Genomic DNA, 25,089 nt, shown 5'->3' on the forward strand with positions numbered 1-25,089 from the left:
ACTTACCTCTGTTTTGTTGCATTCCAGATGATGCCACCGGGCCGGACTTCTCTGGTGATACCTTCCCTGATTGAGCTATTGATCACCTGCTGATAGGCTTTCCCCAGCGCATCGCCGCTTCCTTTCTGTTGACCGGAATCCCCCTGGCCTGTTGTCACCGAAACCGGCGCATACACGCTGACGCCAAAAGGAGAAGCAACGCCACCGCCACTCACGCCGACCAGACCACCAGTCGCATAACCGCGCATCATGCGATAAAGGTTGCCGACACCTATTCGGTTGGTGGCCTCCTGCGTAAAGACAAACTCTCCACGGTGCACCACACCTGCTGGCTCATACTTGCCGCCGGATCCGGTATAACCACCGCCAGCAAAACCCAGCGCTGACGTGGCAGAACTGACCAGGCCGGCCATGGCCTGCTTCATCAGGATCTGCGTCAGCATCGACAACGTGGAACGGGTGAAATCTGCCCAGTTTGCTTTCCCTGTCGTCAGCATATCGGCCATATTCTGGCTGATGCCATCGAATGTGGCTGAAGCAGCGGATTTCATCGAACCATAGGCATCAGCCGCTGAATCGGCATAGTCAGCCCACGCTGATTTCGCCCCGGCCTGCCAGTTGCCGCGGAGCTCGTCCTGTGCGGCATAATATTTCTTCAGTGCATCCAGTTCGTTCTGATAACCCTGATCAGTGTCCGTACCGCCGGCATTCATCCAGCCCTGCCGCAGCTGCGCCTCTTCGTTTTGCCGCTGCGCGCCGCGACTGCTCATGCTGCCCCCGGCCACCAGCGCCCGGGTTTTCTCCCCAATCTGGGTAATGTACTTCTGCGAGCTGTCCTGCAGGCGGTTTAACCGTTCCTGGGCAACAATCTGATCGCCCAGCCGGGCATTCACTTCGGCCCGCGCCAGTACCTCGTCTTTGTTCGCCAGCACCGATTTTTCATCGGCGGTCAGCGCGCGCTTTTTGGCGGCCTCTTCCAGCACCGAAAAGCGGGATTGTTGTTTCCACAATTCCTGCCGCTGCTGGCTGATGGTATCCGTGATGCTCTTATGCTCCTGCAGAGTGCGTAACTGCGCCTCCAGCTCCAGCGTCTGCGCGCTGGCAGTATCGACACTTTTTACACCTGCAGGTGTTTTTACCGCTGAAGGGGCTTTGGGTTTCTTCAGCGAGTCGTCGTATTCTTTTTTCGCAGCTTCCAGATTGATGTTGTAGTCAGCCTGGAGGATCCGTCCGTCTTTAAGCGCCTTGTTCAGTTCATTCTGACGGGCCGTGTACTTCTCCAGCGCAGTCTGCGTCTTTGCATAATTCGACTGCGCCTGCGCGGCATACTTCTGGCGGTCAGATTCAATCACCGCCTCGCGGGCGGCGTTATCCTCAGTGGCCTTTGCCACGCTGGCCTGCTGCTGCGCCATTTCCAGTGCAAGGCGGGCAGACTCCCGATCGTTCCAGTAGCTGGCACGCGCATCATCATTGACATAACCATCACCTTTACGCAGATTCCAGATTTCATCCGCCCGCTTAAAGGCCGCTTCCGCTTTGGCAACCATCTCCTGCGTGGTGTCAGGCCGCCCGATATCGAGCGCCGCATCCCACATGGATTTAAAGGCGCGCTTCAGGCTGTCGGCAGCAGACTCAATCGACCCCATATTGTCGCGCAGACTCTTTGTCTGCTCACGAAAACCGTTCGTCGCCGCATCATTAGCTGCCTGCAGCGCCCCGGCTTCATCCCCGGCACGCTGCAGCTGCGCCACATAAGCAATCTGTTCCGCTGTGACGTTGTGAAACTGCTGCGCCATGGCAATCAGACCAGAGGTCGGATCGTTCGTCAGTTTGCCGAATGCCGCCGCCACCTTATCGACCGGCACACCCGACGCATCGGTAAATTTCGCTACCGCCTGACTCATCTCATCGAACCGGGCACCGGCACGCACTCCGGCGTTGACCAGCTCCGTCAGCGCGCTGCTGGTCTGGTTAAACGTGAGTCCCGCCTGCTCGCCGGATTTCGCCAGCACCAGCATGCGGTTTGAGGTCAGCCCGGCAGTGTTACCGGACAGGACCAGCGTTTTGTTGAAATCAGACAGCGTGGACGAGCCCTGATACCAGGCGTAAACCACCGCGCCAGTGGCGGCAGCCAGCGCGCCAACACCTACCATCACCGGCGATATGGTGCCCAGCAGCGCCCGAAAGGTCGGAATAATACCGCCGAAGGAGTCTTTCACCTGACCGCCCTGCTGCAGCAGGATAAGCCACGGACTCTGCCCACCGGCCAACTGGGTGGCGATATCCGTAAACTGCGCAGGCAGCATACGCATCGCCGCGTTGTACTGGCCGACTGAAATACCGGCCTTCTTCGCGGCGCTCTCCTGGCGGGTAAATGACTGCTGCACCTTCAGGGCAGAGTCATTCGCTGCGTCACCCGTCTGCTTAAACTGCCTTTTTACGTACTCCATCTGCTCGTTGAACTTTGACGAATTAACGTCAAGGTTAACGACCAGGTCACCCACTGCCGTCTGGGCCATAGCGAACACCTCCTGAAATGCCCTCGGCCTTTGCCATCAGCACAGCGTCACCAGGTTCATCATCGGCAATATCCTCCGCAGAAGGTGAAAGCAGGCTGAAGCTGGCAGGGGTTGATGTGGTTTTGGGGTCAAGCGCGGTAATGACGATATGCATCAGCGAGGAAAAATGTGCATCCAGTTGCGCATCATTAAAAAAATTGTCCTGGTAGAACGTTCGCCAGTCGGCGTATTCCGTTGACGACATACCAGCAAGCATGGCGCGCCAGTCCGGGCGGCGAAATTCACGCGCCAGTTTCAGGACGAATGTCAGCTCGCTGGCGAGGACTTTTCCAGACTGACCGGCTCAGTCACAGCGATATCCTCTGGATCATTCGCTTCCTGCAGCGGCACCATGCCGGATAACAGCTTCACGCTGTACTCTGCTGCGGAAACAATCTCCAGCGGCCAGGTCATCAGCACTTCATTCTGGATCTGCTCAACGTCTTCTTTCGGCGTTTTGTGCGTCCCTTTCAGGGGATGTCCATGCCATAAAGACATGGCCACCAACAGTGCGCCAGATTTAATCGTCATATCCATCGCCGCCTGCATGTCGGCATCGGTGATACTTTCCAGCGTCTTCAGGTGTTCAAGATGCTCAATACGCTGCAGCGCCGACAGTTCGTAGAGCGTGACGGTCTTACCGTTGCGTTCGAACGGCTCACTTTTTAAAAACATGGGTTACTCCAGAAAGCGGGGCCACAGCCCCGGAAGTCAGGAAACGGTGACTTTACAGGTCGCGACAAAAAGCCCGTCGTTGGTCATCACGATAATGTCGGCGGTTCCGGCGGCAATGCCGGTTACCGTCAGAACCGTACCAGCGACAGTCACTGTGGCTTTACCTGCATCCGTGGTGGTGGCCCGGAAAGATTGATCGCTTGCGCTGGCTGGCGCCACGGTGACATTCAGCGTGGTGGTGGCAGCAACCGCAACAGTGGTGGTCGATTTATCCAGGCTGACGCCGGTTACGTCAATCACTGCAGCAGCGCTGTCTTCAGCAAGACCTGGCTTGCCGTTGTTGCTGATTTTGACAGAACGGGTAATGGTGTCTTTTGCCGTCACCGTTTTACCCAGGCTGCTTACCCAGCCACGGAACACATCGATGGCGCCATTCGGGTATTTGATTTTGTACGCCAGCACGGTACCGTCATCAAACCAGCGAACCAGATCCTGCTGCCCGCTCTCGGCAGGTTTCCAGGCCAGCGTAAAACTGGCCTCCCCCGCCGATTTCTGGCCCTGTGAAGTGGACGTCCAGTCAGCATCCGCATCATCCAGATAGGTGTCGTCGTTTGATTCGGCAGTCAGTTCACCGGGCTGCAGGTCTTTAATCTTTGCCAGGCGCGTCCAGTCAACATCCGATAATGGGTTGGCGAAGGGGTTACCCGATCCGGAATAAATCCAGAGCGTGGTGGTGGCACCCTTTACCGGCGCCAGTGGGTTTGGTGTAGTCATTACGTCCTCACATTTCGTAAGTAATGGAATATTTCAGATCAGCCGAACTCCACAGCCCAAGATCGTCATCGCGCTGGTAGTCATACCCCTGCTGCACCATGTTAGTGATCAACGCGGAAAGTTCTGGCACATTGCCAAGCACCGGATAAATACGTGATTCCATCCAGTCATCGAGCTCGGAATCAGGTACCTGGGCCGGTAAAAAGATTTCGATATGCAGCGTGGCCTGCCAGATATCAGCATCCAGTTCTTCGCCGGTATACCCGGCATCCGTCAGGAAGACAGCGACCGCCGGGAAATCCCCCTCCTCCAGTACCGCAGGACGTCCGTCAAAATAGAGCGCGTCTTTACCAATATGGCTCTCCAGCGCATCAATAATCGCCTTTCTAATATCAGTGTGTTTCATCGTTTCAGAATAAGCCTGAGTTGGTTTTTAAGGGATGCCCGAAGTTCTTTAGGCATATCCGATTCCATGAGCTTCGGCAGCTCATCTTTAAATGCGGTCGTCAGTGGCGCTGCCAGTGGAATGCTGACCACTTCGATCGGATAGCGGGGTCTGGATGTCCGTCGCATCACATGCCAGCGACCATTTTCCAGTTGTTGAATAAAGGCCCCGGGGAAACGAAAAGGACCAATACGCAACACACTATTGGCCCCTTTTTTGTCCCGTTTTCTGCGGGATAACCGTACGCTGGCGGTACCGAGCTTTATCGCGGGCAGGTTGCCCCGGTTCACGCGGATCATTGCCATCGGCTTTTTCGCCGTGGCGCGTTTTATCCTCGCGCGTTGTTTTACCAGCTTGCGTGGCACCCGCGTATCTTTCGAGACAACGGCAACGCTTCGGCTGACTGCCCGGGTGGCGACACGGTTAACAGCCTGCGCCGAGGCCCGCGGAACCGCCGTATTGCTGATGCTGTTCAGGTTTGCTATAGCCTGTTCAAGCCCTTTTAAAGACATAGTTTCCCCTTAACGGCGCCGGGTCGCTGCGGGAGGAGAACCCGTACCAAGCCAGATATGGCAGGAGCCACAGTCATCAGGACCAATACGATCAACCCAGAAAGGCTTTCCGTTAATATCCAGCGAGTCCAGCCGTGCAAGCTGCCCAATCGTTGCTGATTTCACAAACAGCGACGGGCTGGTCCCCTCGACACGGATGCCGGGTGTGGCGTAACCGATATTTTCCGGATCATCGAAAACACCACTCAACGTGACACCAGAAATCGCACCGGACGTTACCGTTGCAGAAGTCCCCATAACCAGCCGAATAGTGTCATCGGCCTGTGTTATTGCAGCATCAAAAAGGTTATCGAAATCAGCCACACAGCCCCCTTTTAGTGCTTGCGGACCAGTCCGAGTGCAACCAGGCTGTCCGCATCCGCTTCTTTCACGCGGATCACGGTCCCCGCCTCGACAATAGATACCCGTTCATCGCGGGTCGCGTGCAGCGCCTCAATGTGCAGCGTGGCCAGCGCTTCGACGGCCATCAGCGCGTCATCTGTTCTACCGCTTAACACAGTATCCACTGGCGGTACGGGTTCTACGGCGCCGGTGGATGCACTACCATCACTCACGCCACCATTTTCAACACTATCGGTATCCGTGCCGTCATTCAGTTCTTCCTCCAGCTCTGCAATGCGCATAGAAAGCTCCTGAATGGTGCCACTGGTATTCACTTCCCGATCAAGCTGCGCGCCAAGCTCATTAAGCCGCGCAATCAACTTTTCTTTTTCAGTCATGAGAACAACTCCGGAACAGGGCCCCGCAGGGCCACAGATGAATATCAGGCGAGTTTGACAGACACGAACGCATCCGGGTCAGCCAGCAGCATCAGCGGTGCAGACTGAATCATGGTGAACTCACGCGCCGGATCGCCTGTCTGTACCCAGTTTTTCGGATAACGCGTGGAAGCGTTAATGCCTTCACGCTGGGCATCCACATCCTGAATGCAGCCGTAGGTGCGCAAACCGCGCGCCTGGGTATTACCCAGCACCATGCTCAAATCCGGCAGGTAGTTCTTTTTGGTGTCGTCTTCAATGTATTGCCCGGAGTAAACGACAATGGCCACATCGCCATACATTCCCTTATAGGAGACCGCTTCACCCAGATCTTTCAGCGCCGTTTCCAGTTCAGAGTTAGAACCTCGGCGGGTGTCGAGCTTCTCTTTTACCGCTTTGAATGAACGGAACAACGCCCAGCCCTTCGGATCAAAGACGATAATATTGACCACGCCGCTGGCGTTCAGCGCATAGGTTTCAATATCGTCAGTGGGATCATATGTTTCTTTGTCGCGGGAGCTCCATGCCGCAGCGCCTGCCTGGATGATGTTGTTTCCGGCACTACGTCCCATATCCACCTCAACCGGTTCAAACGCTTCGCCGGTCATGGTGTATTTACCGTTGAGAACAGCAGCCACTGCCTGTTTCTCTTCCACCTGGGCAATCGCCAGCTCTTCATCCTTCATGTTCTGCAGGATAATGCGACGTCGGCGGTAGGCCGGGTCAGCCAGATTTTGCGGGTCTTCATCCGGCAGGCGGCGCAGAGTCATCTGCGGGTTTACCTCGTGCTTTGGCTTGACGTAACCCGGCGTAAACTCTGACGTTGCGCCGCCGCGGGAGCGAATGACCTTGCCGGAAATAACAGGCGAGACGTACAGCGCCATGTTGACCATGCCCGGGATTTGCGACAGATACACCTTCTCGGTGCTGAAGGGGTAGCTTTCACGGAAGAAGATACGCAGGAAAAGCGGGTCGAACTTGAATTTCTTCTCATTGGCCGCCAGCAGTTGGGCAGTTGTGTAAATTGACATAGATTTTTCCCGTAAAAAAAGCCGCGATGGCGGCTTCTGTGGATGATGGTTAGTGTTAAGTCGGATGTCAGACGATACTGATGGCTGTACCCGTGAACGCGTTGCGCTTGATGTGTTCATCCGTCACCGCATCCGGCCAGAGCACATCTTCAATACGGAAAGAGCCGGACTTATAGAATGTCAGCTCGGTATTGCTCTGGTCGGCAGACACCGCCAGAACGCCACAGGCAGCCCCCGCATGCTGGCCATCCCAGACGGTCAGCTTGCCGGAAGTGGCATCCAGCATCAGGGGCGTCATCGCCGGTACTGCTTTCGTCAGTTCACCAGGTGCAAAACCGGTATGCGCCGGATCACTGTTCCCGAGGGGCTGATTGTGCGTAAATTGTTCAGTGTTAGACATGTTGACCTCTTAAACAGGTGTATTTAACAAATCGTCACCCGCTTCGGCAGAAGCGCTACCTGCCGTTACGGTGCCGGGTGCGGTTTCCATCAGACGATCCAGCGCGGTATCCGTACGCGCCTGAGCACTCTGAGGAGCCGCGGCAAGGATGCGCTGGGCACTTTCCACCGTCATCCCTGGCGTTTCCGCCAGCGCGCGCGCCTGTGATTCACGCCCTTTCGCCTCTTCACAGTTCAGGATCCCCATAATGCGACCGTTTTCGGCTGCGACCGCCGCTGCCACCTGGCTGCTGATATCAACAGTTGCGCCCGCTGCAGGGTCAGTAACGACCGCAGCAGGCACGTCAACGGTGGTCACGGTCTGGTCAGCAGATGCTGCTGGTTGAGTGGTATCTGCGGATGCAGTAGTACCTTTCATGCTTCCTCCTCGGGAAATCATCGTTCGTTTGTTAATTGCATCGCGCATAACGTTCAGCGCATCCATGTTGTTGACCAGTTGCTCCGCCAGGCCGTTGTCTACTGATTCCTGGCCTGAAAATACAGCGGCTTCAGTATCAAGAACGGCCTGAACCGACATGCCGGTATAACCCGCCACCTTTTCAGCGAACATCTGCCGGGTAGCGTCGATACGCGCCTGAAAATCTGCACGTACCTCTTTGGGTAATTTCTCGTAGGGGTTCCCGTCCACCTTGTGATCGCCGCTGTAAATCAACGTGACCTCAACGCCGCTGGTTTTAAGGGCGGCGCCGTAATTGCTGTGGGCCATCATGACCCCGATGGATCCCGTTCTGGCCGTCTGCGTCACAAGCCGACGCGATGCCGCACTGGCAATCAGCTGGCCAGCGCTGCAGTTCATATCGTTGGCTAACGCCCATATGGGTTTGATATCCCGCATGCGGGCGATGATGTCCGCACAGTCAAAGGCACCCGCCACCATTCCACCTGGCGTATCCATATCCAGAAGAATGCCGTCTACACCCGGGTCACTGATAGCCTGCTGGAGGCGGGCGATGATGCCGTTGTACCCCGTCATCCCTGAGTACGGCTGGAGTGAGCGGGTTTTACTGACCAGCGTCCCGGAAACCGGCAGCACCGCGATGCCGTTGGTAACCTGGTAGCTTCGCGCTGGTTTTGGGCCCATGTCCTCATCATCACCAAAGAGAGCCAGCGGTTCAGTCATCTGCTCTGCACCTAGCATCACGCCCGACACGGTGTCGGTCAGACGGGTAATACCTAACTGGCCAGCGAGCGCGCAAAAGAAAACCCGCGCATAGGCGGGTTCAAGTAAAAGCGGCTCATTGAAAGCCATACTGGCAATGTGCGGGAGATTACGCAGCTCTGGCGTCATCGGTCCCCTCCTCATTCGATTTTTTCAGTCCAGACTCAAAGGCCGAAGCCGCCCACGCTGGAGGTTTAAGTCCCGCAGCACGGCGCTCCATCGTTTCACGAACCTGCTGGGCAAAGATTTCCTGATAGTCTTCCCCGCGTTTGGCGCATTCCTTCTCATAGGTGCTCAGCCCCGCCTCAATGAGCATGACGGCCTCCTGCACCTCCTTCAGTCCGTCAATGGCCATTCGCCCGGAGCCGATCCAGTCAGCATTTCCCCAGGCGCTCCTCGCCTCCTGAAAGCTGAACCGGGCTTTAGACGGTAATGTCACCACCCGGCGAACAATGGCCTCTTCCAGCCAGCATAAAAACATCTGACAGGCCTGGCGGGAGGCAACAAATTTGCGGCGCCCCATAAAGTACGCCCAGGACTCGTTAGCACTGGCGCGGGCGGTGGAATAACTCATCTGCGAGTAGTTGCGAGAGAGTTGCTCATACGACACACCCAGACCTGCAGCAATGTAGCGCAGCAGAGATTGTTCAAACGTCGAATAGCCGTTGTCAGTATCCTGCGCTGACTGAAGATTCAGGGAGTCGCCCGGCATCAGGTGCGGCACCTTCGCGCCACCGAGACGAACCGGCGCCGCGGTATAGTACGAGGCCATCTCTCCCAGCCAACCAGTCATCTTGCTTTGCTGCTCTTTACTGTCTGAGCCGAGAATAAAGTCCATCGCGGTTTGCGTATCCAGCTCACTTTCGATCGTGGCGGCATACATCGCCTTAACGATCGCGCTCTGGAGCTGCGTATTCTGCAGTGTATCGAGCATTTTCATTTGCTCCATGACGCTGTAAAACACGTTGGCACCGCGTGTCTGCCCATCCTCCAGGGGTTCAAATACGTGGATAAATGAAGGCCGCCCGCCGGGCAGTTCACGCGGGATGTAGGTCCACTTCTGCGCCATCCACCCCGGATAGCCATCCTCGCTGACGTAATATCCCAGCGCGGCGCCACTGTCATTTGTTCTGACACCTGCCCGGCAGTTTCGCGTGTCTCCGGCGTTATTGGGGTTGCTGATGCGTTTCGGGCTCACCATTTTGAACTGTGTGCGGAAAAGACGCGTGGAATCACTGTCCCAGGTGGCCTGTGCACATAACTCACCGTTAAACGCATGCATGGAAACACCCTCACGGATCATCATGGTGAATGTACGCTTACGTTCCGCATCAATGCAGCAGCAATCATCCTCTGCAAATTCTTTCCAGGCCGCCTCAACTTCACGGGAGAACGCCCGGGCTTCTTCTTCTCCAATGCCCAGAAAACGCCAGCTGGGCCGATAACTGAGCCGGAAAAACGACCCGACAATGTGGTCCTGATGGAGCTGTACCGCGTTTGCCGCATAGCCGTTATTGCGGACCAGATCGTCAGCGCGTGCGTTACCACGGGAAAAATTAGGCAATAACGCAGCATCTGCGCTTTCACTCGGTGGATTCCAGGCGCGGAGCTGACCGCCAAAGCCACCAGCACCACCGTGATATCCGGCATAATCCCGCAGTGAGGTTTTACCGTCCGGTCCTAACAAAGCAGGTGTTTTCATGCGTAAAATCCTGCCGGTCCCCGGCGTCGTGGAGTGGTGCCAACCTGTGACTCAAGTTCGGCAATGTATTTTTTCAGGTCACTGACGGAGGTCGCGGTGAACTCAACCCGCCTGCCGTCTTTTTGCACCGTTGCCACCCGCTTTCCCATCATGAGATCGTGCAACGCAGCGCGGGCGGCATCCAGATCAGTCTGTGTCGCCATTATTCATCTCCAGATAATGCCCGGGCATAATCAGCCAGGGTTTTGTTATTGGTCCGGCTCCCCTCTTCCTCCTGCAGGCTCACGAGCAGTGAATCAAGATTCAGTTGCCATCGCGAAATACTGATCCGCAGGGCCGCCAGCGCATAAACGAAGCAGTCCAGCGCCTCATTTCGTCGTTTTTTGCTGTCCCAGACGATTTTCTTACGCCCGTCCACCCATTTTTCAACCTGCTCCTCAGCAGTAAGCTGCTGCGCCTCAGCCAGATCGTAAATTTCGGGGTTATTGGGAAAATGCACGGCACCGGCAAGAGGCTCACTCCCTTCCAGTTGAAGTGTGAAGCGGTTATAAATCTGCTCCTTTGCGGTATCAGTCCCCACTTCCGTCAGATAAACGCCGTTCTTGTTACGTTTACGCGGCATATTCGCGACAGGCTTACCGTAAACGGAAGCCCCTTTAATCGGGATCACGCGAAACAAACCATGCTTTTTTGAGCGATTGTAGACAATGGTGGGGTCAATACCGCCGATATCCCAGCAGATACGGGATACCGACATTTCCACGCCATTCTTTCGGGAATAGGTTCTGTTAATCGCCTCATCCACCCTGACGAGGGTCGTTTCATCATCATGACGGCCCATAATGATCTGCCGATCAATCAGCCAGCTTTCCTCACCGGGACCCCATCCCCAGACGCGCATTTCATAACGATCCAGTTGGGAATCGATCCCGGCAGTCAGATAAGCAACACGCTCCGGTACGGATGCCCCGAAGAACTCTTTGCGTTCGGCCATGAGCTCCGCATCAGGACGTTCACCAATTTTAGGTTCCCATGTTTCGCCCAGCGTCGTGTTCACGAAGGTTTTACGCTTTCCGGTATCCCCTTTCGTTTTTAGCCAGTCTTTGACGATCTGTACCCAGGTGGTAAACGGGCTGTATGCCGTCCAGATGTGAAACGTCACGCTGTCTGGCGGGTCGATTTCGGTGCCTGTTGATGAAAACCAGGATAAACCATCGCGCGTCCAGATCCCTGTGGTGTCGCAGATGTAACGAGCTTCAGTGAAATCCAGCTCCTGCTGCTTAATGACGCAGGCATTATGTTCACACAGGTAAAAGACGCTGGAGGGTTCGCCGGGTGTCCATTTGAACCCGAACGGGGTCTCTTTGTCGCCGAACTTAAGGTACTGTTCTTCACCACAGTGCGGACAGGCAACATGAAAACGCATGAAATGCCCGGATTCGCTGGCAGCACGCTCAATCTGGCAGGTTCCCTTTGTTTTTGGCGTTGAACCACGAATAGATTTAGGCCAGACAGAGCCCTCAATACGTTTATCACCCAGAAACGTCGGGGAACCCTCTTTCTCAATATCCTCATCAAAAGCAGCGAGTTCGTCATAGCCGGCAACATCCACTGACTTTTCACGATAGTTTTTCGCCGCTTTACCGCCCAGACACCAGAATCCGCGCCCGTTGGAGAAGCGTTTCATACTGAGCGTATTATCCCGGTGCTTTTTGCCATACCAGGGGGCCAGCGCCAGAAGTGACGGAATATCGCGAATCGTCGGCTCAACATGCGACTTCATAAAGTTTTCGGCGTCACCATCAGTAGGCAGCCAGATAAGGGAATTTCGCTGCTTGTGCTGAATAAAATACGCATAAACACCCAGCAACATTTTTGAATAGCCAACACGGGCAGACTTAACAACGTTGACCTCACGTATGTAATCGTTACCCATCGCATTCATGATCGCGCGCTGAAACGGCAACGTTTCCCAGCGCCCTTCCTGGTAGGCCGACTCTTTGGGGAGATAGTAATTATCGTCTGCCCATTCAACCGCCGTTTGCGGCTCAGGTCGGTACAGCGAAAGTAGCCCTGCGCGAGCAGAGTGCTGCAGCCCCTTAACCTGACTGTTCGATATATTCACTCAGCAACCCCGGTATTATTTCATCCAGCGCAGCTGCTTTGTTCATTGCCTTAATGATGTCCTTCTTGAGGAAATCAATATGTCGGTTTTCCAGCTCCGGGAAGCGCCGCTGAACCGACAGAGGAACTCCATCAAGAATGCTGGCTACTTCTCCGGCCATCCGCGACAGCACGAACGTGCAGAATGCGGTTTCCACCACCTCAGCGGAATCTTTTGCATTTTTTAGTTCCTGGGCATCTGCCTGCGCTCGAGTGAGGCGGTGACGCTCATAGTCAATCGTACCTGGCTGGAGGTCGGATTCCGATGCAAGACGAAGGTCTTCCACCTCCTTCCGTAATTTCTCATTCTCAATCGCCGCGTCGCGTGCGGAATACCATTCGATAGCCGCGGAAGATTCATAGAGGACCTCATTACCTTTTCCACCGCCACGTGCTACTGGCATTCCCTGATCCTGCCAGTTCTGAATGGTTCGCACGCTGACCCCAAATATTTCAGAAAGACGCTTTTTGTTAACCTCCATAGCCCACTCCATGCACAAAAACAGAGAAAGGAAACGCCCTCTGGCTATTTAGCCGTTTTTAAGGCTTATCGTTTCCTTTCTTTTCAGGGGGTGTTTGCAGTTAAAACAATGAATTAGCGAGAAGAAGAACGGAAATGGCAAATGCCTGAAAATTTTCATAAATAGCGAGAATCTGCGAGGTCGCCGCCCCGTAACAGACCGGATCGCCGGAAAGGACCCACAAACGATATTAATTATCAATTACATGTCATTATCGACGGCACTGCTGCCGTGATTGACCTAGCTTATAGGATTTCCAGCCTTCACCTTTGTGATTTTCACAGTAGCCTGATGGGTCTGTTGTGGTGTACCAACAGCCGCGTACGCGACAAGCCTTCGGTGTGCGCGGTGGCATAATTACTCCTACGCAAATCCTTTTTATACATAATGTTAAAGATTTACAGATTGGTTCAAAAAAGCTGAGCACTATCTTGATGATCACCTTAGGAAAACTCTGGTAATATCATCAAAGTTAATCTACTGAGGCATGAGAAATGACTGTAAAAATAGGCCGAATTGTGGCTAAGGATTGTGGTATTGGGCTTCGCATTTCTGGAGATAATATCGAAATAGGTTCTTTCCATGGCGAAGATATTAAAGGTGAAGCGGTTATCATAGAGTCGCACGCAGACACATTAATCAAAGACCTACTTGCAAATAAAGAAGCTGAGATATCGTTACTACTGGCAAAATCTGAATTAGAAAATTTACAACGCCAAGAAATAACGGTCAGTAGAGCACACGAAATATTCAACGCTGCTGGTTTATCAAAATGGCTTAAGGTAGGAACTGACCTTGTTCAACTTGCTACTGCGATAATTAAAATGTCGGCGTAATATGCACTCAGATTAAGCATAATTAGGCCTTAGAGAACCAGCTATAAGCCCACTAATCGAGTTGTAACACACCGTGCTCCAGTGACTCGGAATAGGCAATCAGCCCAGTGTGCTCAGGGATAACTTCGCCATCATCCGCTTCGAACGCAGGAATTGTTCCGGTAGTGATGGTGTATTGAGGCTGGCCATCTTCTTTCTCGAAGGCTGCCAGGTCTTCAATCTGCTTAGCTGTAAGAACTACTGTCATACTCATGCCTCTGTCGTTAAAAAGCCCCGCTATTGCGAGGCTACGGGATTGTTATTTGACTCTCTCATCGAGTCGTAAATACGTTCACACGTCATCCCGGCGGTGTAGCGTTCGTCAGCGATTCCAGCATAATATTTAGCTTCTGCTGCAAGTCTTCCGAGCATGTTGGCAAGCATTGCGGCGTTGGCGCTGGCTGTTTTGCTTCCGACGGCAGCGGCAAGATCTGAGGTGTGCTTTGCGGCGTCCAGGCGGGCGGCAAACTTTGTTGCTTCGGTGCGCAACTGGCTAACAGTGGCAGACATGCCAGCAGCAGTGGCAGCAGATTTAGCGGCTTGTGCTTGTGCATCTTTTACAGCCTCATCACGGGCAATTATGCGCCCTTGTTCAATCCAGCGTGCGGCAGTCTGCGCGTTCGCTTCCTGTGAAGATTCCATGCTATTACGGTCAGCCCACTTCTTTTGCCAGCCCCGCTCACTCCAGATATTCCCGGCAAGAAATGCACCAGCCAACATCAGCAAAACAATGATTGTTTTCCACCGCGCCTTAACAAAAGCAAAGACCGCTGTCATACCAGCAACGCCGCCCGCGCTTTGTTATAACGACTATTTCTGTCGGCCAGTCCATTCTGGCCACCGTTGATGATCTGCGTGACACGGACAACATCACCTGAATACATCAGGCAACCACGTAATGTGAAATACCATGCAGCAGAACGGGCTGCATGCTTCTCCTGTGTCAGCAACTCTGGTGTGCTGATCAGATCAAGCTTCAGCGCCGCACCGCATTTGGCGTAGTTCTCGCGGCCGGTGATTTGAAGCAGGCCACGACCGCGATATTTCCAGCCGTCACCCTGGCTGTTATTCCCCATGCGGTCACCATAAACCAGATTGGCTATTTGCGGCTGGTGGGCCACCTGCTTACCATCGACACGCCCCAGCATTTCACACTGATACGGCGTCAGGCGTTTACCAAAGGTTTTCTTCAGCCCGTCTACCGAGTAGTTGAAGCTCTCGACCAGCGAGGTAAAACCAGCAGATTCATGCCCAACCTGGGCGATGAACATAGCCAGATCGTTCGTAGCTGTAATGCCAAACTCTTTCATTGCCGCATCAATGTGCGGAAACCAGCGTGCAGAAAGCCCGGCGCTAATACCAGCCGCCTGCTGAAATTGTGATTGGTTCATATGGTTACCTGGTTGTCCCACTATTAATAGTAGGGGTTGAATTCACCCAAGGTGATGAAATGAAATTTAATTTAAGTCACAATGAAACATAAGATAAATCCTAATGATTTCATCTCTTTTGCGAGTTGTAGCGATGTCGTTGCGACTCGCTTTTTTATTTATGAACAGCATCGAGTAGCCGCGCCACGTTTCCACGAGCCCATAACACGGCAGCGCAAATAAGTAGGTTTGCGATAACCACCAGCCAGTGTGATTCCTGGTACAGACCAAACAAATAGCGGAATGGGATGCTGGCATAAACCAGCACGAAGAAGTAAGCCAGCAGAGATATAGCGGGGCGATATCTTGCCCCTTCACGCTGGTAGAACATCAGAACAAGGACGATGACCACACAAATACCTGCATTCACCATCGCAGACGGATCACTTGTTACCATTACTTGCCCCTCCTCCACGGAATCGCGAAAGAATACTGAACAGGCTCCCCAAATCCTGACTGTTGAAAAATGTGAGTACTTTGATTGTCATCGCAGCTACTAACACTGCACCAAGTGCGTCTAATGGTCTGTCACTGTACATTGTAATCTGAGCCAACTTTGAACCAACCAGACCAGCCGCAAGAACGCCAACAATGAATGACGTCATGAAGTAAGCAATCAATCTTACTCGTGTGATATTTGCTGCTGTTGCTACATAAAAAACTGCACCTGCGAATGCACCAAATACCACGCCGTAATCAATACCGGTTGCAAGACCAAATACGCTAGCCCCCATCAGGCCACCAGCAGCGACCGTAGTGCCAGAAACAGGATCGGACATTTAGTCCCCCCTCTTAATTGATATGAATCCTCTCGGAAATGAGGGGAAATAGGTTCACGATTCAGAGAATGAATTCATAAAAAAACTCGTAAGTGATTCCCTTAAACTTATAGGTAAATTCCTAGCTTGTAGCAGAAAGAAAAATTCAATTTCAACACGTAACCATCTGTTGAATATGGATAAAACATCATCACTCACCTGCATGAAGTACAACATCACTCACAATTCTTTGGTTACAACATGTAAATTCATGAAACATTTATCTACATTAGAATAACATTAAGTTTTTGCAAAAGAGAAACCTCACAATGTTCAACGTTAAATACAAGTGCCCCAAATGTGGCCACTTAACCGAGTTACCATGCGTTGAAGATATCTACAATTCACAGGATTTTTGCCCGGTAGAATGCAATGACTGTGGAACTAAGTTCCGAAAAGAGGAGTTGCTACGTTTTACCAGGCATAAAGCAGCACAGATGGTCAAAGAGGCATTAGCCAAAATGCAAAAACACATATCCAGCACATCAGATGAACCTGCTGCTACCATTTTACCTATAATGAAAAAAATGAAACGGTAGCAACAGTGGCATAGTGATATCTATGTTCGATCCATCTCCTCAACTTCGCTGACAGTTTGAAAAAATCTGTCTGCTTCCAGTTCTACACCGATCGCCCGACGGCCAAGTTCTATTGCAGCTTTCACAGTTGAACCAGAGCCCATAAAGAAATCGGCAACGATATTCCCTGGTCTGCTGCTGGCGCTAATGATCTGCTTCAGCATGCCTGCAGGTTTTTCGCATGGATGTTTGCCCGGATAAAACTGAACAGGCTTATGCGTCCATACGTCGGTATACGGAACAAGAGCGGAAACAGAGAAGCAGCGCCGGAGGGTTTTGTATTCCTCCAGCAATTCTGAATACTTGCGGTTTAATGACTGATAGGTAGCTACCAGCTGGTGGTGAGGATGTTCAAGCTTCTGCTGAATGTGCTTATCGATAGCGATCCGCGTGAACAGTTCCTGCAATTTTCTATAGTCCACTTCATTTGGTAGTTGCCATTGGCTTGCACCAAACCAGTGTGACGCCATGTTTTTCTTTCCTGTTGCCTCAGCTATTTCTTTCGAGCTGACACCCAGTGATTCACGGGCATTACGGAAGTAGTCAATCAGTGGCGTCATAATGTGCTGCTTTAGCTCTGTGCTTTTCCTTTCGTAAACATCCTCTTTACCTGTGTACGGCCCAAGATAGTGCTCAGCAAACAAAATCCGTTCCGTAGATGGAAAGTACGCGCGCAGGCTTTCTTTGTTACAACCATTCCAGCGGCCCGATGGTTTTGCCCAAATTATGTGATTCAAAACGTTGAACCGGGCACGCATCATAATCTCTATGTCTGAGGCCAGTCGGTGACCGCAAAACAGGTAGATGCTGCCAGCAGGTTTAAGAACGCGAGCATACTCAGCCAGGCAGCTATCAAGCCAGCGTAAGTAGTCCTCGTCCCCCTTCCATTGGTTGTCCCAGCCGTTGGGCTTCACTTTGAAGTACGGCGGATCCGTAACTATCAGATCAATAGAGTTATCCGGGAGGGTGGTGACGTAATGCAGGCTATCAGCGTTGATTAACTCAACACTGTTTATTTTTACAGTATTTTTCATAGATCAGTAAGCGTAACTCTGATAGGCTCACGTTGCTTTTGCGCTAAAGCAGTGGGCCTTGGTTAGCTTGTGACCTGAAAGCATGAGCTGATGGCTGGACGGGTGCGCTAACACCCACCAGCCGCCCATTTCCACAAAAGAAAAACCCCGGTTTTTGACCAGGGTTCGCATAAATAATTTACGTCTAAATCTGTTCAGAAAACGTTCAACTAATCATCATCTTTTTCAATTTTCGAAGTTTTAAACACGCCATTACTGCGGCGAGTAAAAGCTACCGTATAACAATAAGGGCACGAACAATCTTCACTTTCTTTAGAACCAGGCATGCGGCCACCGATCTCAACGTAACTGAACTTTTTGCCACATGCTTTATTAACACAAGTCTCAATATCCACTGTCTTCCTCTTTACGAAATTAGATATTTATAACAAGTGGTTAATATACATGAAAAACAAATTGGCTAACTGCGAGAACAAAAGAAGAAGTCCATTCTGCGATCAATAGCTCACCTTAGTGAATATCTATTTGCCATAAAAAAACCCGCTAATCGGCGGGTTTATAAAACTTTGGCAACATATCAAATATGCTTAAAATATGGCTTATTTTGTTGCATTTTGCAAGCTCATTTGAAGGAGATAGTGAAATTTACTTCACATCTCTGCCATTTTGAGGGCTTCTTCATCCTCATAGTATTCAAGAGCCATGACCAGCGCAGACTCATCAAGCTGGGTAAAAGCGGCCTTTAACCCAGCCCAATGCCCTGAATAGACACGCAACCATGTCGAACGGTCAACGCTAACCATGCGGGCCAACGCTGCACCAGCATAGTCTTTATAGGTTTCATTATTTCTGGTTGCGGCAATTTCCTGCCCTGCCAGCCATACCAGGCGTATCAGTTTCTTTACTACGCGCTCCTGAAGCGAGTTTTCACCCAGGCATTTCTGATAAGTTTTCCAGACGTATTCACACATCATCACCTGGTGCTTATAGCTAAGGTCAAAACCGTAGCAGTACCGCAACCAGGCCTGCTGGTATCCACTAAGCGCGGACACTGCCCTACGCCACGGCGCGGACTCAAATTCCGCATCTTTTATCGGCGGCATTGGCCTGCGGCGGCTGCGTGTTTCCAGCACATACAGTGGCGCGGAAAGCGAGTTAACAAAGCGTGGCCCCTTCTCTCCTTCGAGTTCGACGAGATGAATTCCACGGCGCGGGGTGGCATTTTTGTCTGCTGGTGGGTGTTCACTGAAAGCCTCAAGCTGCCCTTTTGTTCCACCAGAGAGGTCAGGTAGCGCGCGGCGCAATTCTATTCTTACAAAATTCAGGTCTTGTTGATCCATGCTTCTTTGCGCTCCATACACTTAAGCTTTCGCAATTACGCCGATAGCCAGCGCCCGATCCATAAAACGCAGTAGCAGCTCAAGCTGCGTACCATGCTTCTGCTCGAATGCCGGTACATCGGCGTGTAACTCGTCGTGGCACTCTCTGCACAGAGGGATCACGAAGAGGTCATGGGCTTTTGTTGCTGTACCACCCATACCGTGCCCTACGATATGGTGCGGATCATCTGCTGGCCGTCGGCAACACTCACAGGGTTGTGTTTTAACCCAGCGGGTGTACGTCTCATTTACCCAGCGGCGACGTTTTGGCCTGAGCATGAAAGATTCTGGCGACTCCGGATCAACAGAGAGCGTGAGGATCTTCTTCGCCTTCTCCTTCACGAGTCTGGTTGATGACGAGGAAGGCACTATGTCGCTTTCCCTCATGACAGAACGGATCTTCTCATCCGGAAGGCGCAGCCCTTTGTGCGCAACGCTTTCCGGAATAACATCAGCCAGGTCGTTTCTGACCATCCACCAGCACAGTTCCGGAAGCGTCAGGATATGCGACTCGGGAAAACCAGAATCACGCCGAATGACTTCCAGAATCCAGGATACCAGGTTTCCTGCCGCTATACCTTCAAGCTGTTCGGTATGCTGCCCGGACAAAGGGTGATCACAATGCCAGCACAAGCGAATGCTTCCTGGTGGGTGCCGCATTGTTGTGAAGTTCTTGTCGTGCCACGATGAATGTGGCCACTGGCATTCAAACCGAGAACTCAGCCACTGCTCAAGGGAGGGAAGCCCGCCGGCACGCTGAATAACCCGCTCATTCCCGAAGACCTGCCGCATTACCGGATCATCAGCCAGCGGCTGAATGGCGGCGGGAACAGCCCCTGTACTGAATGACGCCATTTCTTCTGGTTCAGGCTCGAGCAGAACGCGACCGCGCATGAAGAGGTGCATCAGTTCCGCACCGGGCCGAAACAACACAATCCCCATACGATGGGCTATTTCAGGAGTTAACAAAGCCCTCACGCCGCCTGCCCCCCTACAATATGTTCAGCCCACAAACCACCAATCCAGCGTACTCCCTTGGCAGTGAAACGCGTCTGGCTAAATGCGTGATTGGATGTGCTCGATGTTCCCGTCTTAACTTCAAATCTTCCCGCGGAAATGTGCTGCGCCATAGGGGTAAGTGTGCCGCCGAGGCGATACAGGATATTGCGTTCAATAAGGAACAGGCGGAACTCAGTTTCTTTTGCGTTGAGCAATTTGGCTACCTGCCGGAATGACATGGAGCCTTTTGCAGAGCAATAACGATCAACAAACTCCACTTTTGGCGCCGCGGCTGCCAGCTGGATGGTCAGTTGCTCTTTCTGCTCGGCTAAATCAGCAGCCAGGCGAAGCGCTTCAGGCAATGAGCGGGGAACACTGACACTCTGCCCTTCTTCCAGTTCCTGCCAGCGATCGACGACCGCGGCGGTAAATTCAGGTGATAATCTGGCAACAATCACCAGAGAGTCGCGTTTGTTAAAACGATACTCCTGGTAAACATTACCGTTATGCTCAAAATCGAACTGCGCCAACGGCGCGGTTAAAATTCCCGCAGCAACAAGACGCTCAGCCGAGCGTTTCACGTCACTGTGTTTACTCTGAACCAGATCCGCAATATCACGGCTGGACATTGTTACTACACCATTCACGATTAACTGGCTCATACTGTTCTCCATATCAGGCGGCTGCACCCGCCGGTTCATATCTGCTGATCGTTATCTCTACCCGACCTTTCGGCACAACGGGTCCCCATTCCACCAGCATGCGCTTAATCTGGCTGTCGTCTTCCCAGACCCCCGCATGCGTCAGCGCGTCAAACAGGGCTTTGTTGTAATTATCGATATCCCGGCGGCGCGCATCCGGCGGGTACAGAGTGATTTCTACCGCTGCTAGTTCAGTCGATGGCTTCGGGAGACGTCGTAATTGCTCAATGATCGCCACGCAGGCAGCGCTCTGGTATTTACGGCCATCAGCGCTAATGAGGTGACGACCGGCCAGCGGCCCCTTGTTAGGGGCGCGCCAGTAAGTGTTCACGCTCGGAGGGAACGGGAGCACAAGTTTCATGCCACCTCCTGCTGTTGCACTGCACACAGTTCCGGAAGATTTGCCTCCACCAGCGCCCTGGCAAATGGTGGTGGTACCGCATTACCGCAGCGGGCTACCTGCTTATCTTTTGCATAGCGATTTCCACGGTAGTCCTGATCAATAACGTATCCATCCGGGAAGCCCTGCGCTTTGTAGAGTTCATGCGGCTGCAACATGCGCATTCCGATATCAACGATCTGGTATTTAACCCCATCGATCGTTACCAGCCATTCATCGTCACTTTCCCCGCAATACGTCTCGAGAAATGTGCGAACCTCACCCACGTGTTGGCCACCAGCGGTGATTGTTGGCATGGGCACATCAAGGCGTTGCCCGTCGCGGCATGTTCCACGCAGTTTCACCAGATGAGAGGCAACTACCGCATGATGGTCGACAGTGGTCACTGAATGCGCGGGTTCATCCATACTGACACCAGGCCCCGTATAGTTACCGCCGTAGTGTTTCGCCAGGAACGCGCTCACCGTCGCAAATTTATTTCCGCCTGCAGTAACGGTCCCCAGCGGGTTATCCAGTCGCAGCACACGCGGTTCTTGTCCAGGTCGTTCGCCATAACCCATCTGAATCAGCGTAGGCGTTACCAGTTGAGATTTACCGCCACCACCAGCGGTGATGGTTGCGCTCGGTTCGTCTGCACGGTGGCCGACGCTGGCCCCAAACTGGCGGGCTATCACTGGCGCAACAAGACAGGCTCGGGATTGCTTCAGAATGGTATGAGCAGGTTTATCCAGCGGGCGCGGTTTAGCCTGGTATTCACTACCACCATTACCCGCCAGGAAAGGTGTCAGTTCAGCCTCAACAATCCCGAGTGCATGCCCGTTCCCGCCCGGGCGTTTTGATGTGCCAGCGGTTACCGTCGGGACAGGTTCGGTAACGGGCTGCCCGGTTGCGCCAGTGCGGAATTTTGTCAGGTGTGGAACGGCTAACGCGTAGCCGAGTTTTTTAGTAATGGTCTGTAATGGCTCATTCAGCGACTGCCCGCGAAAAGCGTCATACGAATTTTTTGAGCTTGTGTGGTTACACTTCACGATAAACGGCGACGCACTTTCGATAACAAAGCGCTGTATGCCGCGCGCGATCCGCTTCAGAGTGTTCTCCGCCAGCGGTTTTTTGCGGTCGAAGATGGACAGGGCCGGAACATTCCAGTCGATACATTCCGCAGCGGTACGCCATGGCATCAGCCTGCCGCTCTGAACCTCCAGAGACTTAGGATCCCCATGGGTAACAGCAGGCCACTGGATTGGGCAGCCATCGCAGCGCATAACCATGAAAAAGCGTTTGCGGATCGTCGGTGCGCCGTAATCACACGCGCGTAGTTCGCGATAATCAACATCATATCCAAGCCCATCCACCAGCTGTTGCGCCTGCTCGCTACCTCTTTCAATAGACAGAAACTCACAAACCTCTGACAGTGCCGGGTGCTCAGCAGGAATGCCAGTGGACAGCATGCCGACAAATGCATTGAATGTTTCGCCAGTGCGGGCAGGGTCCGGACGCATTTCATCGGCCAGCAGCGGTCCCCACGTTTTGAACTCTTCCACGTTCTCCAGCATCATCACGCGCGGTCTCTTCGCCAGTGCCCAACGCAGAACAATCCAGGCCAGACCGCGTATCTCTTTTTTCACTGGCTTTGCGCCTTTTGCCTTCGAGAAGTGTCTGCAGTCCGGGCTAAACCATGCCAGGCCGACAGGATTACCGCCGGTGGCAGCTACCGGATCCACGTCAAAAACGGATTCACAATAATGCAGTGTGTCCGGGTGGTTCGTCTTGTGCATCGCAATGGCGTTTTCGTCGTGGTTGATCGCAATATCCACGCTGCGCCCGATCGCCAGTTCAATACCCGTTGATGCGCCACCGCCACCAGCAAAGTTATCAACGATAATCTCACGCATGGGTTACCCCCTGCATGCTGCCGACAAGACCACGCGCAATTGTGATGATTTCGCTGGTGGTCGTTCTTTCCAGCCAGAGTTGATTGATGTTGGCTTTCAGCTTGTTCTGCTGAGCCTCGCTCAATACGTCAACGCCTTCCACCTGGTTAAACACCAGACCAACCTCGAGAGGCCAGATTCGTGACTCAGTTTCTAATGGCATTACAGGTTCCTGGGCTGTCCGCACTGCAATTGTTTGCTCTTTACCAACAGCGAATTGAGCCAGCGCCATAAATGCCCGACCTTTTGCCTCCAGTTCTGTGCGGTTGATATAGCTGAACCGCTCACCACGCCATGACTTGTCGAATACAGCTATGGCACCGGCAAAAAACGCGCTGGTGGGTTTCTGTTTTTCGTCAGCAGGTACAAACCACACAGGCAGATCGAACCCAATACGACCACGAATAAACATGATGTGATCGGCATCTTCCGGCCACCATGTTTCACTTGTGGCAGACTTCACCAGGTAAATATAGCGACCACCTCTTTCACGCATGTCCATGGTGTGATTCATGATGTGTGTCATACCCGTGATCGCCTGCTTGTCGTGATACTGCGAACGGCTATATGGAGGGTTGGCAAACGCCGCTCCGCCCAGTTCATCCAGACGTTCAGACCAGTTCTGTGTCAGCGCGTTATCTTCGGCGGTGTACCATGCTGGGCACTTCGCGTTGTCGTCGTCAGCAAACAAGTCCAGAACTAATGGACCAAATAGCGCGTTGATACCCCAGAAAAGCAGATCCGGTGTCCGCCACTGATCGCCAACCTCTTTCAATTCATGGGCTGGTTTGCTGCGCAGTGCTTCCAGCGCCTGGCAATATTTGTTTGTCATCATGAACGAAACCCCGAATTTTCTGGCAGTGAGTAATCAACGGTCTGGTAACTGGCCCGTGCTACTGGTGAATCACCTGTAGGCTGTTTCATGGACACGGAAAGCTTCAGACTTAATTCGTCCCACTTTTCGCGAAGTTTTGAAGGGCTGAGAACGTTTTTGCACCAGAAGGAATCCTGATTAGCTCGTTTGAAGAGTGCGCAAATTTGCTTATGCGTTCTGCCGTCCTGCGCCACCATCAGGCGCACTTCGTTTGCCCAGGATGCCCAATTAGGCTCTTTAGGTCGGACTACTTCACCGTCACTTTCAGCGGCCTGCTCGTACATCGCGATGATTTTTCCCCATAGGTATTCCGCACAAGTCAAATCATCCTGACTGCCCCACTGCCGCTTCGGTACATTCCAGGTCACTGCTTCAGGATGTTTAGCAAGAAACTGTTCAACAGGAGATGAACTTTCAGCGTCCGGTTGCGAAGCTTCCGGACAAGAAGGGTTACTGATCTGTTTGTGGTGATCTGAGTAATGATCTGTATAGAGAATAGGTTCCGCGACTTCGCGGTTAGGGTTCCGCGGTTCTACGTTTTCGGTTCCGTGATTCTGCGGAATGGGTTCCGCGACTTCACGTTTCCCGTTCCGCGATTCTGCGGAATCCAGCGTTACCGGGAATAAAACGTTGATTAGAGCTTCGCCATTGATACGGTAATGCGTCTTTTTAGTGCCGTTTACCTGTCGCTGGGCCTTCTCAACAACCCCTGGTAACCATCGGGTACAAATCTTGTTTACCAGACGCTGCACCTGATCTTCACTCACGCCGCGAATCTCTGCCGCCAGCTCACTGTGTTCTTTGTAAAACCAGCCATCATTCAGGTCTGATTTACCGGACCAGAACACAAGCTGGTTTAGCACAGCACCCAAAGCATGCGCCTGCTGATCGCCGGAGAAATAATCGAGGTACGGGACAGGAATGGTGATGCAATTCCTTTGCCCCGACAGCGATTGAACGATTTCAAATATCTGGCTCATGGTCGTCCGTTATCTCCCTGAACTTTTGCCTGAAATGCTCAAGTGGGCTGAAGCATTCGTGCGGGTAGCCATCACGCAGATAGATAACGCGCTGTGTTTCTGGCTCCCAGCGGATAACACGGACTGGCACTCCGCGGTGGTCTTTGAACCTTCGGTTAAGTTCGCGCACAGGCGTTTTGCCCTCCGGTTGTAGACCCCCACAATTGAAACCGCCCTACTGTGGTTACACGGAACCCAGCGGTTTGATAATCTGCGTTCATACCGAAACAACGG

The 25,089-nt window shown here is 52.8% G+C and carries 31 protein-coding genes and 1 pseudogene; 2 read left to right on the top strand and 30 right to left on the bottom strand.

Annotated features, from left to right (window positions below):
• Positions 1-2: 2 nt before the first annotated feature.
• From AACS05_RS15570 to AACS05_RS15645, 16 genes and pseudogenes are all read right to left on the bottom strand, one after another.
• Positions 3-2,519 carry a phage tail tape measure protein gene (locus tag AACS05_RS15570; RefSeq protein ID WP_045445175.1) on the bottom strand — a complete coding sequence of 839 codons (2,517 nt, stop codon included), beginning with the start codon at positions 2,517-2,519 and terminating at the stop codon, positions 3-5.
• On the bottom strand, positions 2,497-2,775 hold the full coding sequence (locus tag AACS05_RS15575) for a phage tail assembly protein T (protein WP_003034817.1): 279 nt from the start codon (positions 2,773-2,775) through the stop codon (positions 2,497-2,499). Before AACS05_RS15575 ends, AACS05_RS15570 begins: the two co-directional genes overlap by 23 nt.
• Before the next feature lie 50 nt (positions 2,776-2,825).
• Positions 2,826-3,233 (bottom strand): phage tail assembly chaperone G, encoded by a 408-nt coding sequence (gene gpG / locus AACS05_RS15580; RefSeq protein WP_003826205.1) that lies wholly within the window; start codon positions 3,231-3,233, stop codon positions 2,826-2,828.
• Positions 3,234-3,269: 36 nt separating this feature from the next.
• Positions 3,270-4,007 (bottom strand): phage tail protein, encoded by a 738-nt coding sequence (locus AACS05_RS15585; RefSeq protein WP_045445180.1) that lies wholly within the window; start codon positions 4,005-4,007, stop codon positions 3,270-3,272.
• Positions 4,008-4,014: 7 nt separating this feature from the next.
• Positions 4,015-4,413: a phage minor tail U family protein gene (locus tag AACS05_RS15590; protein WP_045445183.1), complete on the bottom strand. Its 399-nt coding sequence runs from the start codon at positions 4,411-4,413 to the stop codon at positions 4,015-4,017.
• Positions 4,410-4,964, bottom strand: a complete 555-nt coding sequence (locus AACS05_RS15595; RefSeq protein ID WP_003826200.1) for a phage tail protein — start codon at positions 4,962-4,964, stop codon at positions 4,410-4,412. Before AACS05_RS15595 ends, AACS05_RS15590 begins: the two co-directional genes overlap by 4 nt.
• A 9-nt stretch (positions 4,965-4,973) precedes the next feature.
• Positions 4,974-5,327 (bottom strand): head-tail joining protein, encoded by a 354-nt coding sequence (locus AACS05_RS15600; protein ID WP_045445186.1) that lies wholly within the window; start codon positions 5,325-5,327, stop codon positions 4,974-4,976.
• An 11-nt stretch (positions 5,328-5,338) separates the two neighbouring features.
• Complete coding sequence (gene gpFI / locus AACS05_RS15605) at positions 5,339-5,743, bottom strand: DNA-packaging protein FI (RefSeq protein WP_045445189.1); 405 nt, start codon at positions 5,741-5,743, stop codon at positions 5,339-5,341.
• A gap of 44 nt (positions 5,744-5,787) precedes the next feature.
• Complete coding sequence (locus AACS05_RS15610) at positions 5,788-6,813, bottom strand: major capsid protein (protein WP_045445192.1); 1,026 nt, start codon at positions 6,811-6,813, stop codon at positions 5,788-5,790.
• A 67-nt stretch (positions 6,814-6,880) separates the two neighbouring features.
• Positions 6,881-7,213, bottom strand: coding sequence for a head decoration protein (locus tag AACS05_RS15615; protein ID WP_045445195.1), 333 nt, complete (start codon positions 7,211-7,213; stop codon positions 6,881-6,883).
• 9 nt (positions 7,214-7,222) lie between these two features.
• Complete coding sequence (locus AACS05_RS15620) at positions 7,223-8,560, bottom strand: S49 family peptidase (RefSeq protein WP_045445207.1); 1,338 nt, start codon at positions 8,558-8,560, stop codon at positions 7,223-7,225.
• Complete coding sequence (locus AACS05_RS15625) at positions 8,541-10,133, bottom strand: phage portal protein (protein WP_045445211.1); 1,593 nt, start codon at positions 10,131-10,133, stop codon at positions 8,541-8,543. The genes AACS05_RS15620 and AACS05_RS15625 overlap by 20 nt, the downstream gene beginning before the upstream one ends.
• A complete protein-coding gene (locus tag AACS05_RS15630; protein ID WP_003034782.1) occupies positions 10,130-10,336 on the bottom strand; it encodes a phage head-tail joining protein in 207 nt (68 codons plus the stop codon). The genes AACS05_RS15625 and AACS05_RS15630 overlap by 4 nt, the downstream gene beginning before the upstream one ends.
• Positions 10,336-12,258 (bottom strand): phage terminase large subunit family protein, encoded by a 1,923-nt coding sequence (locus tag AACS05_RS15635; RefSeq protein WP_045445214.1) that lies wholly within the window; start codon positions 12,256-12,258, stop codon positions 10,336-10,338. Before AACS05_RS15635 ends, AACS05_RS15630 begins: the two co-directional genes overlap by 1 nt.
• Positions 12,233-12,778 carry a terminase small subunit gene (locus tag AACS05_RS15640; RefSeq protein WP_000453624.1) on the bottom strand — a complete coding sequence of 182 codons (546 nt, stop codon included), beginning with the start codon at positions 12,776-12,778 and terminating at the stop codon, positions 12,233-12,235. Before AACS05_RS15640 ends, AACS05_RS15635 begins: the two co-directional genes overlap by 26 nt.
• Before the next feature lie 262 nt (positions 12,779-13,040).
• Positions 13,041-13,172: pseudogene (locus AACS05_RS15645) on the bottom strand (HNH endonuclease); the annotation flags it as partial.
• Between the two features lie 139 nt (positions 13,173-13,311).
• Here AACS05_RS15645 and AACS05_RS15650 point away from each other — a divergent pair.
• Positions 13,312-13,653: a hypothetical protein gene (locus AACS05_RS15650; RefSeq protein WP_045445219.1), complete on the top strand. Its 342-nt coding sequence runs from the start codon at positions 13,312-13,314 to the stop codon at positions 13,651-13,653.
• A gap of 52 nt (positions 13,654-13,705) precedes the next feature.
• On the opposite strand, the gene AACS05_RS15655 is transcribed toward AACS05_RS15650, so the two are convergent.
• The 5 genes from AACS05_RS15655 to AACS05_RS15675 all read right to left on the bottom strand — a co-directional run bounded on the left by AACS05_RS15655 (position 13,706) and on the right by AACS05_RS15675 (position 15,901).
• Positions 13,706-13,900, bottom strand: coding sequence for a hypothetical protein (locus AACS05_RS15655; protein WP_045445222.1), 195 nt, complete (start codon positions 13,898-13,900; stop codon positions 13,706-13,708).
• A gap of 29 nt (positions 13,901-13,929) precedes the next feature.
• Positions 13,930-14,469 carry a DUF2514 domain-containing protein gene (locus tag AACS05_RS15660; protein ID WP_045445225.1) on the bottom strand — a complete coding sequence of 180 codons (540 nt, stop codon included), beginning with the start codon at positions 14,467-14,469 and terminating at the stop codon, positions 13,930-13,932.
• Positions 14,466-15,083 carry a glycoside hydrolase family 19 protein gene (locus AACS05_RS15665; RefSeq protein WP_045445228.1) on the bottom strand — a complete coding sequence of 206 codons (618 nt, stop codon included), beginning with the start codon at positions 15,081-15,083 and terminating at the stop codon, positions 14,466-14,468. Before AACS05_RS15665 ends, AACS05_RS15660 begins: the two co-directional genes overlap by 4 nt.
• 154 nt (positions 15,084-15,237) lie before the next feature.
• On the bottom strand, positions 15,238-15,519 hold the full coding sequence (locus AACS05_RS15670) for a phage holin family protein (RefSeq protein WP_045445230.1): 282 nt from the start codon (positions 15,517-15,519) through the stop codon (positions 15,238-15,240).
• Entirely contained in the window at positions 15,506-15,901 is a 396-nt protein-coding gene (locus AACS05_RS15675) for a phage holin family protein (RefSeq protein ID WP_045445232.1), read from the bottom strand. Before AACS05_RS15675 ends, AACS05_RS15670 begins: the two co-directional genes overlap by 14 nt.
• A 308-nt stretch (positions 15,902-16,209) precedes the next feature.
• Between AACS05_RS15675 and AACS05_RS25010 the strand changes: the two genes are divergently transcribed.
• The gene (locus AACS05_RS25010; RefSeq protein ID WP_045445234.1) at positions 16,210-16,479 is read left to right on the top strand and encodes an ECs_2282 family putative zinc-binding protein; all 270 of its coding nucleotides are present in this window, start codon (positions 16,210-16,212) and stop codon (positions 16,477-16,479) included.
• Positions 16,480-16,499: 20 nt separating this feature from the next.
• Here AACS05_RS25010 and AACS05_RS15680 read toward each other — a convergent pair whose 3' ends face one another.
• From AACS05_RS15680 to AACS05_RS15720, 9 genes are all read right to left on the bottom strand, one after another.
• Positions 16,500-17,552, bottom strand: a complete 1,053-nt coding sequence (locus tag AACS05_RS15680; protein WP_045445236.1) for a DNA-methyltransferase — start codon at positions 17,550-17,552, stop codon at positions 16,500-16,502.
• A 650-nt stretch (positions 17,553-18,202) separates the two neighbouring features.
• Positions 18,203-18,892 (bottom strand): bacteriophage antitermination protein Q, encoded by a 690-nt coding sequence (locus tag AACS05_RS15685; protein ID WP_045445240.1) that lies wholly within the window; start codon positions 18,890-18,892, stop codon positions 18,203-18,205.
• Between the two features lie 21 nt (positions 18,893-18,913).
• Positions 18,914-19,909, bottom strand: a complete 996-nt coding sequence (locus tag AACS05_RS15690; protein ID WP_045445242.1) for a DUF968 domain-containing protein — start codon at positions 19,907-19,909, stop codon at positions 18,914-18,916.
• On the bottom strand, positions 19,906-20,592 hold the full coding sequence (locus AACS05_RS15695; protein ID WP_045445245.1) for a phage antirepressor KilAC domain-containing protein: 687 nt from the start codon (positions 20,590-20,592) through the stop codon (positions 19,906-19,908). Before AACS05_RS15695 ends, AACS05_RS15690 begins: the two co-directional genes overlap by 4 nt.
• A 13-nt stretch (positions 20,593-20,605) precedes the next feature.
• A complete protein-coding gene (locus tag AACS05_RS15700) occupies positions 20,606-20,992 on the bottom strand; it encodes a RusA family crossover junction endodeoxyribonuclease (RefSeq protein ID WP_003034741.1) in 387 nt (128 codons plus the stop codon).
• Complete coding sequence (locus AACS05_RS15705; protein ID WP_045445249.1) at positions 20,989-22,923, bottom strand: DNA cytosine methyltransferase; 1,935 nt, start codon at positions 22,921-22,923, stop codon at positions 20,989-20,991. The genes AACS05_RS15700 and AACS05_RS15705 overlap by 4 nt, the downstream gene beginning before the upstream one ends.
• The gene (locus tag AACS05_RS15710) at positions 22,916-23,797 is read right to left on the bottom strand and encodes a phage N-6-adenine-methyltransferase (RefSeq protein ID WP_045445252.1); all 882 of its coding nucleotides are present in this window, start codon (positions 23,795-23,797) and stop codon (positions 22,916-22,918) included. Before AACS05_RS15710 ends, AACS05_RS15705 begins: the two co-directional genes overlap by 8 nt.
• On the bottom strand, positions 23,794-24,816 hold the full coding sequence (locus tag AACS05_RS15715) for a hypothetical protein (protein ID WP_045445255.1): 1,023 nt from the start codon (positions 24,814-24,816) through the stop codon (positions 23,794-23,796). Before AACS05_RS15715 ends, AACS05_RS15710 begins: the two co-directional genes overlap by 4 nt.
• Positions 24,800-24,985: a DUF4222 domain-containing protein gene (locus AACS05_RS15720; RefSeq protein ID WP_071828988.1), complete on the bottom strand. Its 186-nt coding sequence runs from the start codon at positions 24,983-24,985 to the stop codon at positions 24,800-24,802. Before AACS05_RS15720 ends, AACS05_RS15715 begins: the two co-directional genes overlap by 17 nt.
• Positions 24,986-25,089: the final 104 nt, after the last annotated feature.

The organism is Citrobacter sp. S-77 (assembly GCF_963864895.1).
GTDB lineage: Bacteria > Pseudomonadota > Gammaproteobacteria > Enterobacterales > Enterobacteriaceae > Citrobacter > Citrobacter murliniae.

Coding starts and splice junctions, on each gene's coding strand:
- AACS05_RS15570 (WP_045445175.1), bottom strand. CDS start 2,519: ATGGCCCAGACGGCAGTGGGTGACCTGGTCGTTAACCTTGACGTTAAT.
- AACS05_RS15575 (WP_003034817.1), bottom strand. CDS start 2,775: ATGCTTGCTGGTATGTCGTCAACGGAATACGCCGACTGGCGAACGTTC.
- gpG (WP_003826205.1), bottom strand. CDS start 3,233: ATGTTTTTAAAAAGTGAGCCGTTCGAACGCAACGGTAAGACCGTCACG.
- AACS05_RS15585 (WP_045445180.1), bottom strand. CDS start 4,007: ATGACTACACCAAACCCACTGGCGCCGGTAAAGGGTGCCACCACCACG.
- AACS05_RS15590 (WP_045445183.1), bottom strand. CDS start 4,413: ATGAAACACACTGATATTAGAAAGGCGATTATTGATGCGCTGGAGAGC.
- AACS05_RS15595 (WP_003826200.1), bottom strand. CDS start 4,964: ATGTCTTTAAAAGGGCTTGAACAGGCTATAGCAAACCTGAACAGCATC.
- gpFI (WP_045445189.1), bottom strand. CDS start 5,743: ATGACTGAAAAAGAAAAGTTGATTGCGCGGCTTAATGAGCTTGGCGCG.
- AACS05_RS15610 (WP_045445192.1), bottom strand. CDS start 6,813: ATGTCAATTTACACAACTGCCCAACTGCTGGCGGCCAATGAGAAGAAA.
- AACS05_RS15615 (WP_045445195.1), bottom strand. CDS start 7,213: ATGTCTAACACTGAACAATTTACGCACAATCAGCCCCTCGGGAACAGT.
- AACS05_RS15620 (WP_045445207.1), bottom strand. CDS start 8,560: ATGACGCCAGAGCTGCGTAATCTCCCGCACATTGCCAGTATGGCTTTC.
- AACS05_RS15625 (WP_045445211.1), bottom strand. CDS start 10,133: ATGAAAACACCTGCTTTGTTAGGACCGGACGGTAAAACCTCACTGCGG.
- AACS05_RS15630 (WP_003034782.1), bottom strand. CDS start 10,336: ATGGCGACACAGACTGATCTGGATGCCGCCCGCGCTGCGTTGCACGAT.
- AACS05_RS15640 (WP_000453624.1), bottom strand. CDS start 12,778: ATGGAGGTTAACAAAAAGCGTCTTTCTGAAATATTTGGGGTCAGCGTG.
- AACS05_RS15650 (WP_045445219.1), top strand. CDS start 13,312: ATGACTGTAAAAATAGGCCGAATTGTGGCTAAGGATTGTGGTATTGGG.
- AACS05_RS15655 (WP_045445222.1), bottom strand. CDS start 13,900: ATGACAGTAGTTCTTACAGCTAAGCAGATTGAAGACCTGGCAGCCTTC.
- AACS05_RS15660 (WP_045445225.1), bottom strand. CDS start 14,469: ATGACAGCGGTCTTTGCTTTTGTTAAGGCGCGGTGGAAAACAATCATT.
- AACS05_RS15665 (WP_045445228.1), bottom strand. CDS start 15,083: ATGAACCAATCACAATTTCAGCAGGCGGCTGGTATTAGCGCCGGGCTT.
- AACS05_RS15670 (WP_045445230.1), bottom strand. CDS start 15,519: ATGGTAACAAGTGATCCGTCTGCGATGGTGAATGCAGGTATTTGTGTG.
- AACS05_RS15675 (WP_045445232.1), bottom strand. CDS start 15,901: ATGTCCGATCCTGTTTCTGGCACTACGGTCGCTGCTGGTGGCCTGATG.
- AACS05_RS25010 (WP_045445234.1), top strand. CDS start 16,210: ATGTTCAACGTTAAATACAAGTGCCCCAAATGTGGCCACTTAACCGAG.
- AACS05_RS15680 (WP_045445236.1), bottom strand. CDS start 17,552: ATGAAAAATACTGTAAAAATAAACAGTGTTGAGTTAATCAACGCTGAT.
- AACS05_RS15685 (WP_045445240.1), bottom strand. CDS start 18,892: ATGGATCAACAAGACCTGAATTTTGTAAGAATAGAATTGCGCCGCGCG.
- AACS05_RS15695 (WP_045445245.1), bottom strand. CDS start 20,592: ATGAGCCAGTTAATCGTGAATGGTGTAGTAACAATGTCCAGCCGTGAT.
- AACS05_RS15700 (WP_003034741.1), bottom strand. CDS start 20,992: ATGAAACTTGTGCTCCCGTTCCCTCCGAGCGTGAACACTTACTGGCGC.
- AACS05_RS15705 (WP_045445249.1), bottom strand. CDS start 22,923: ATGCGTGAGATTATCGTTGATAACTTTGCTGGTGGCGGTGGCGCATCA.
- AACS05_RS15710 (WP_045445252.1), bottom strand. CDS start 23,797: ATGATGACAAACAAATATTGCCAGGCGCTGGAAGCACTGCGCAGCAAA.
- AACS05_RS15715 (WP_045445255.1), bottom strand. CDS start 24,816: ATGAGCCAGATATTTGAAATCGTTCAATCGCTGTCGGGGCAAAGGAAT.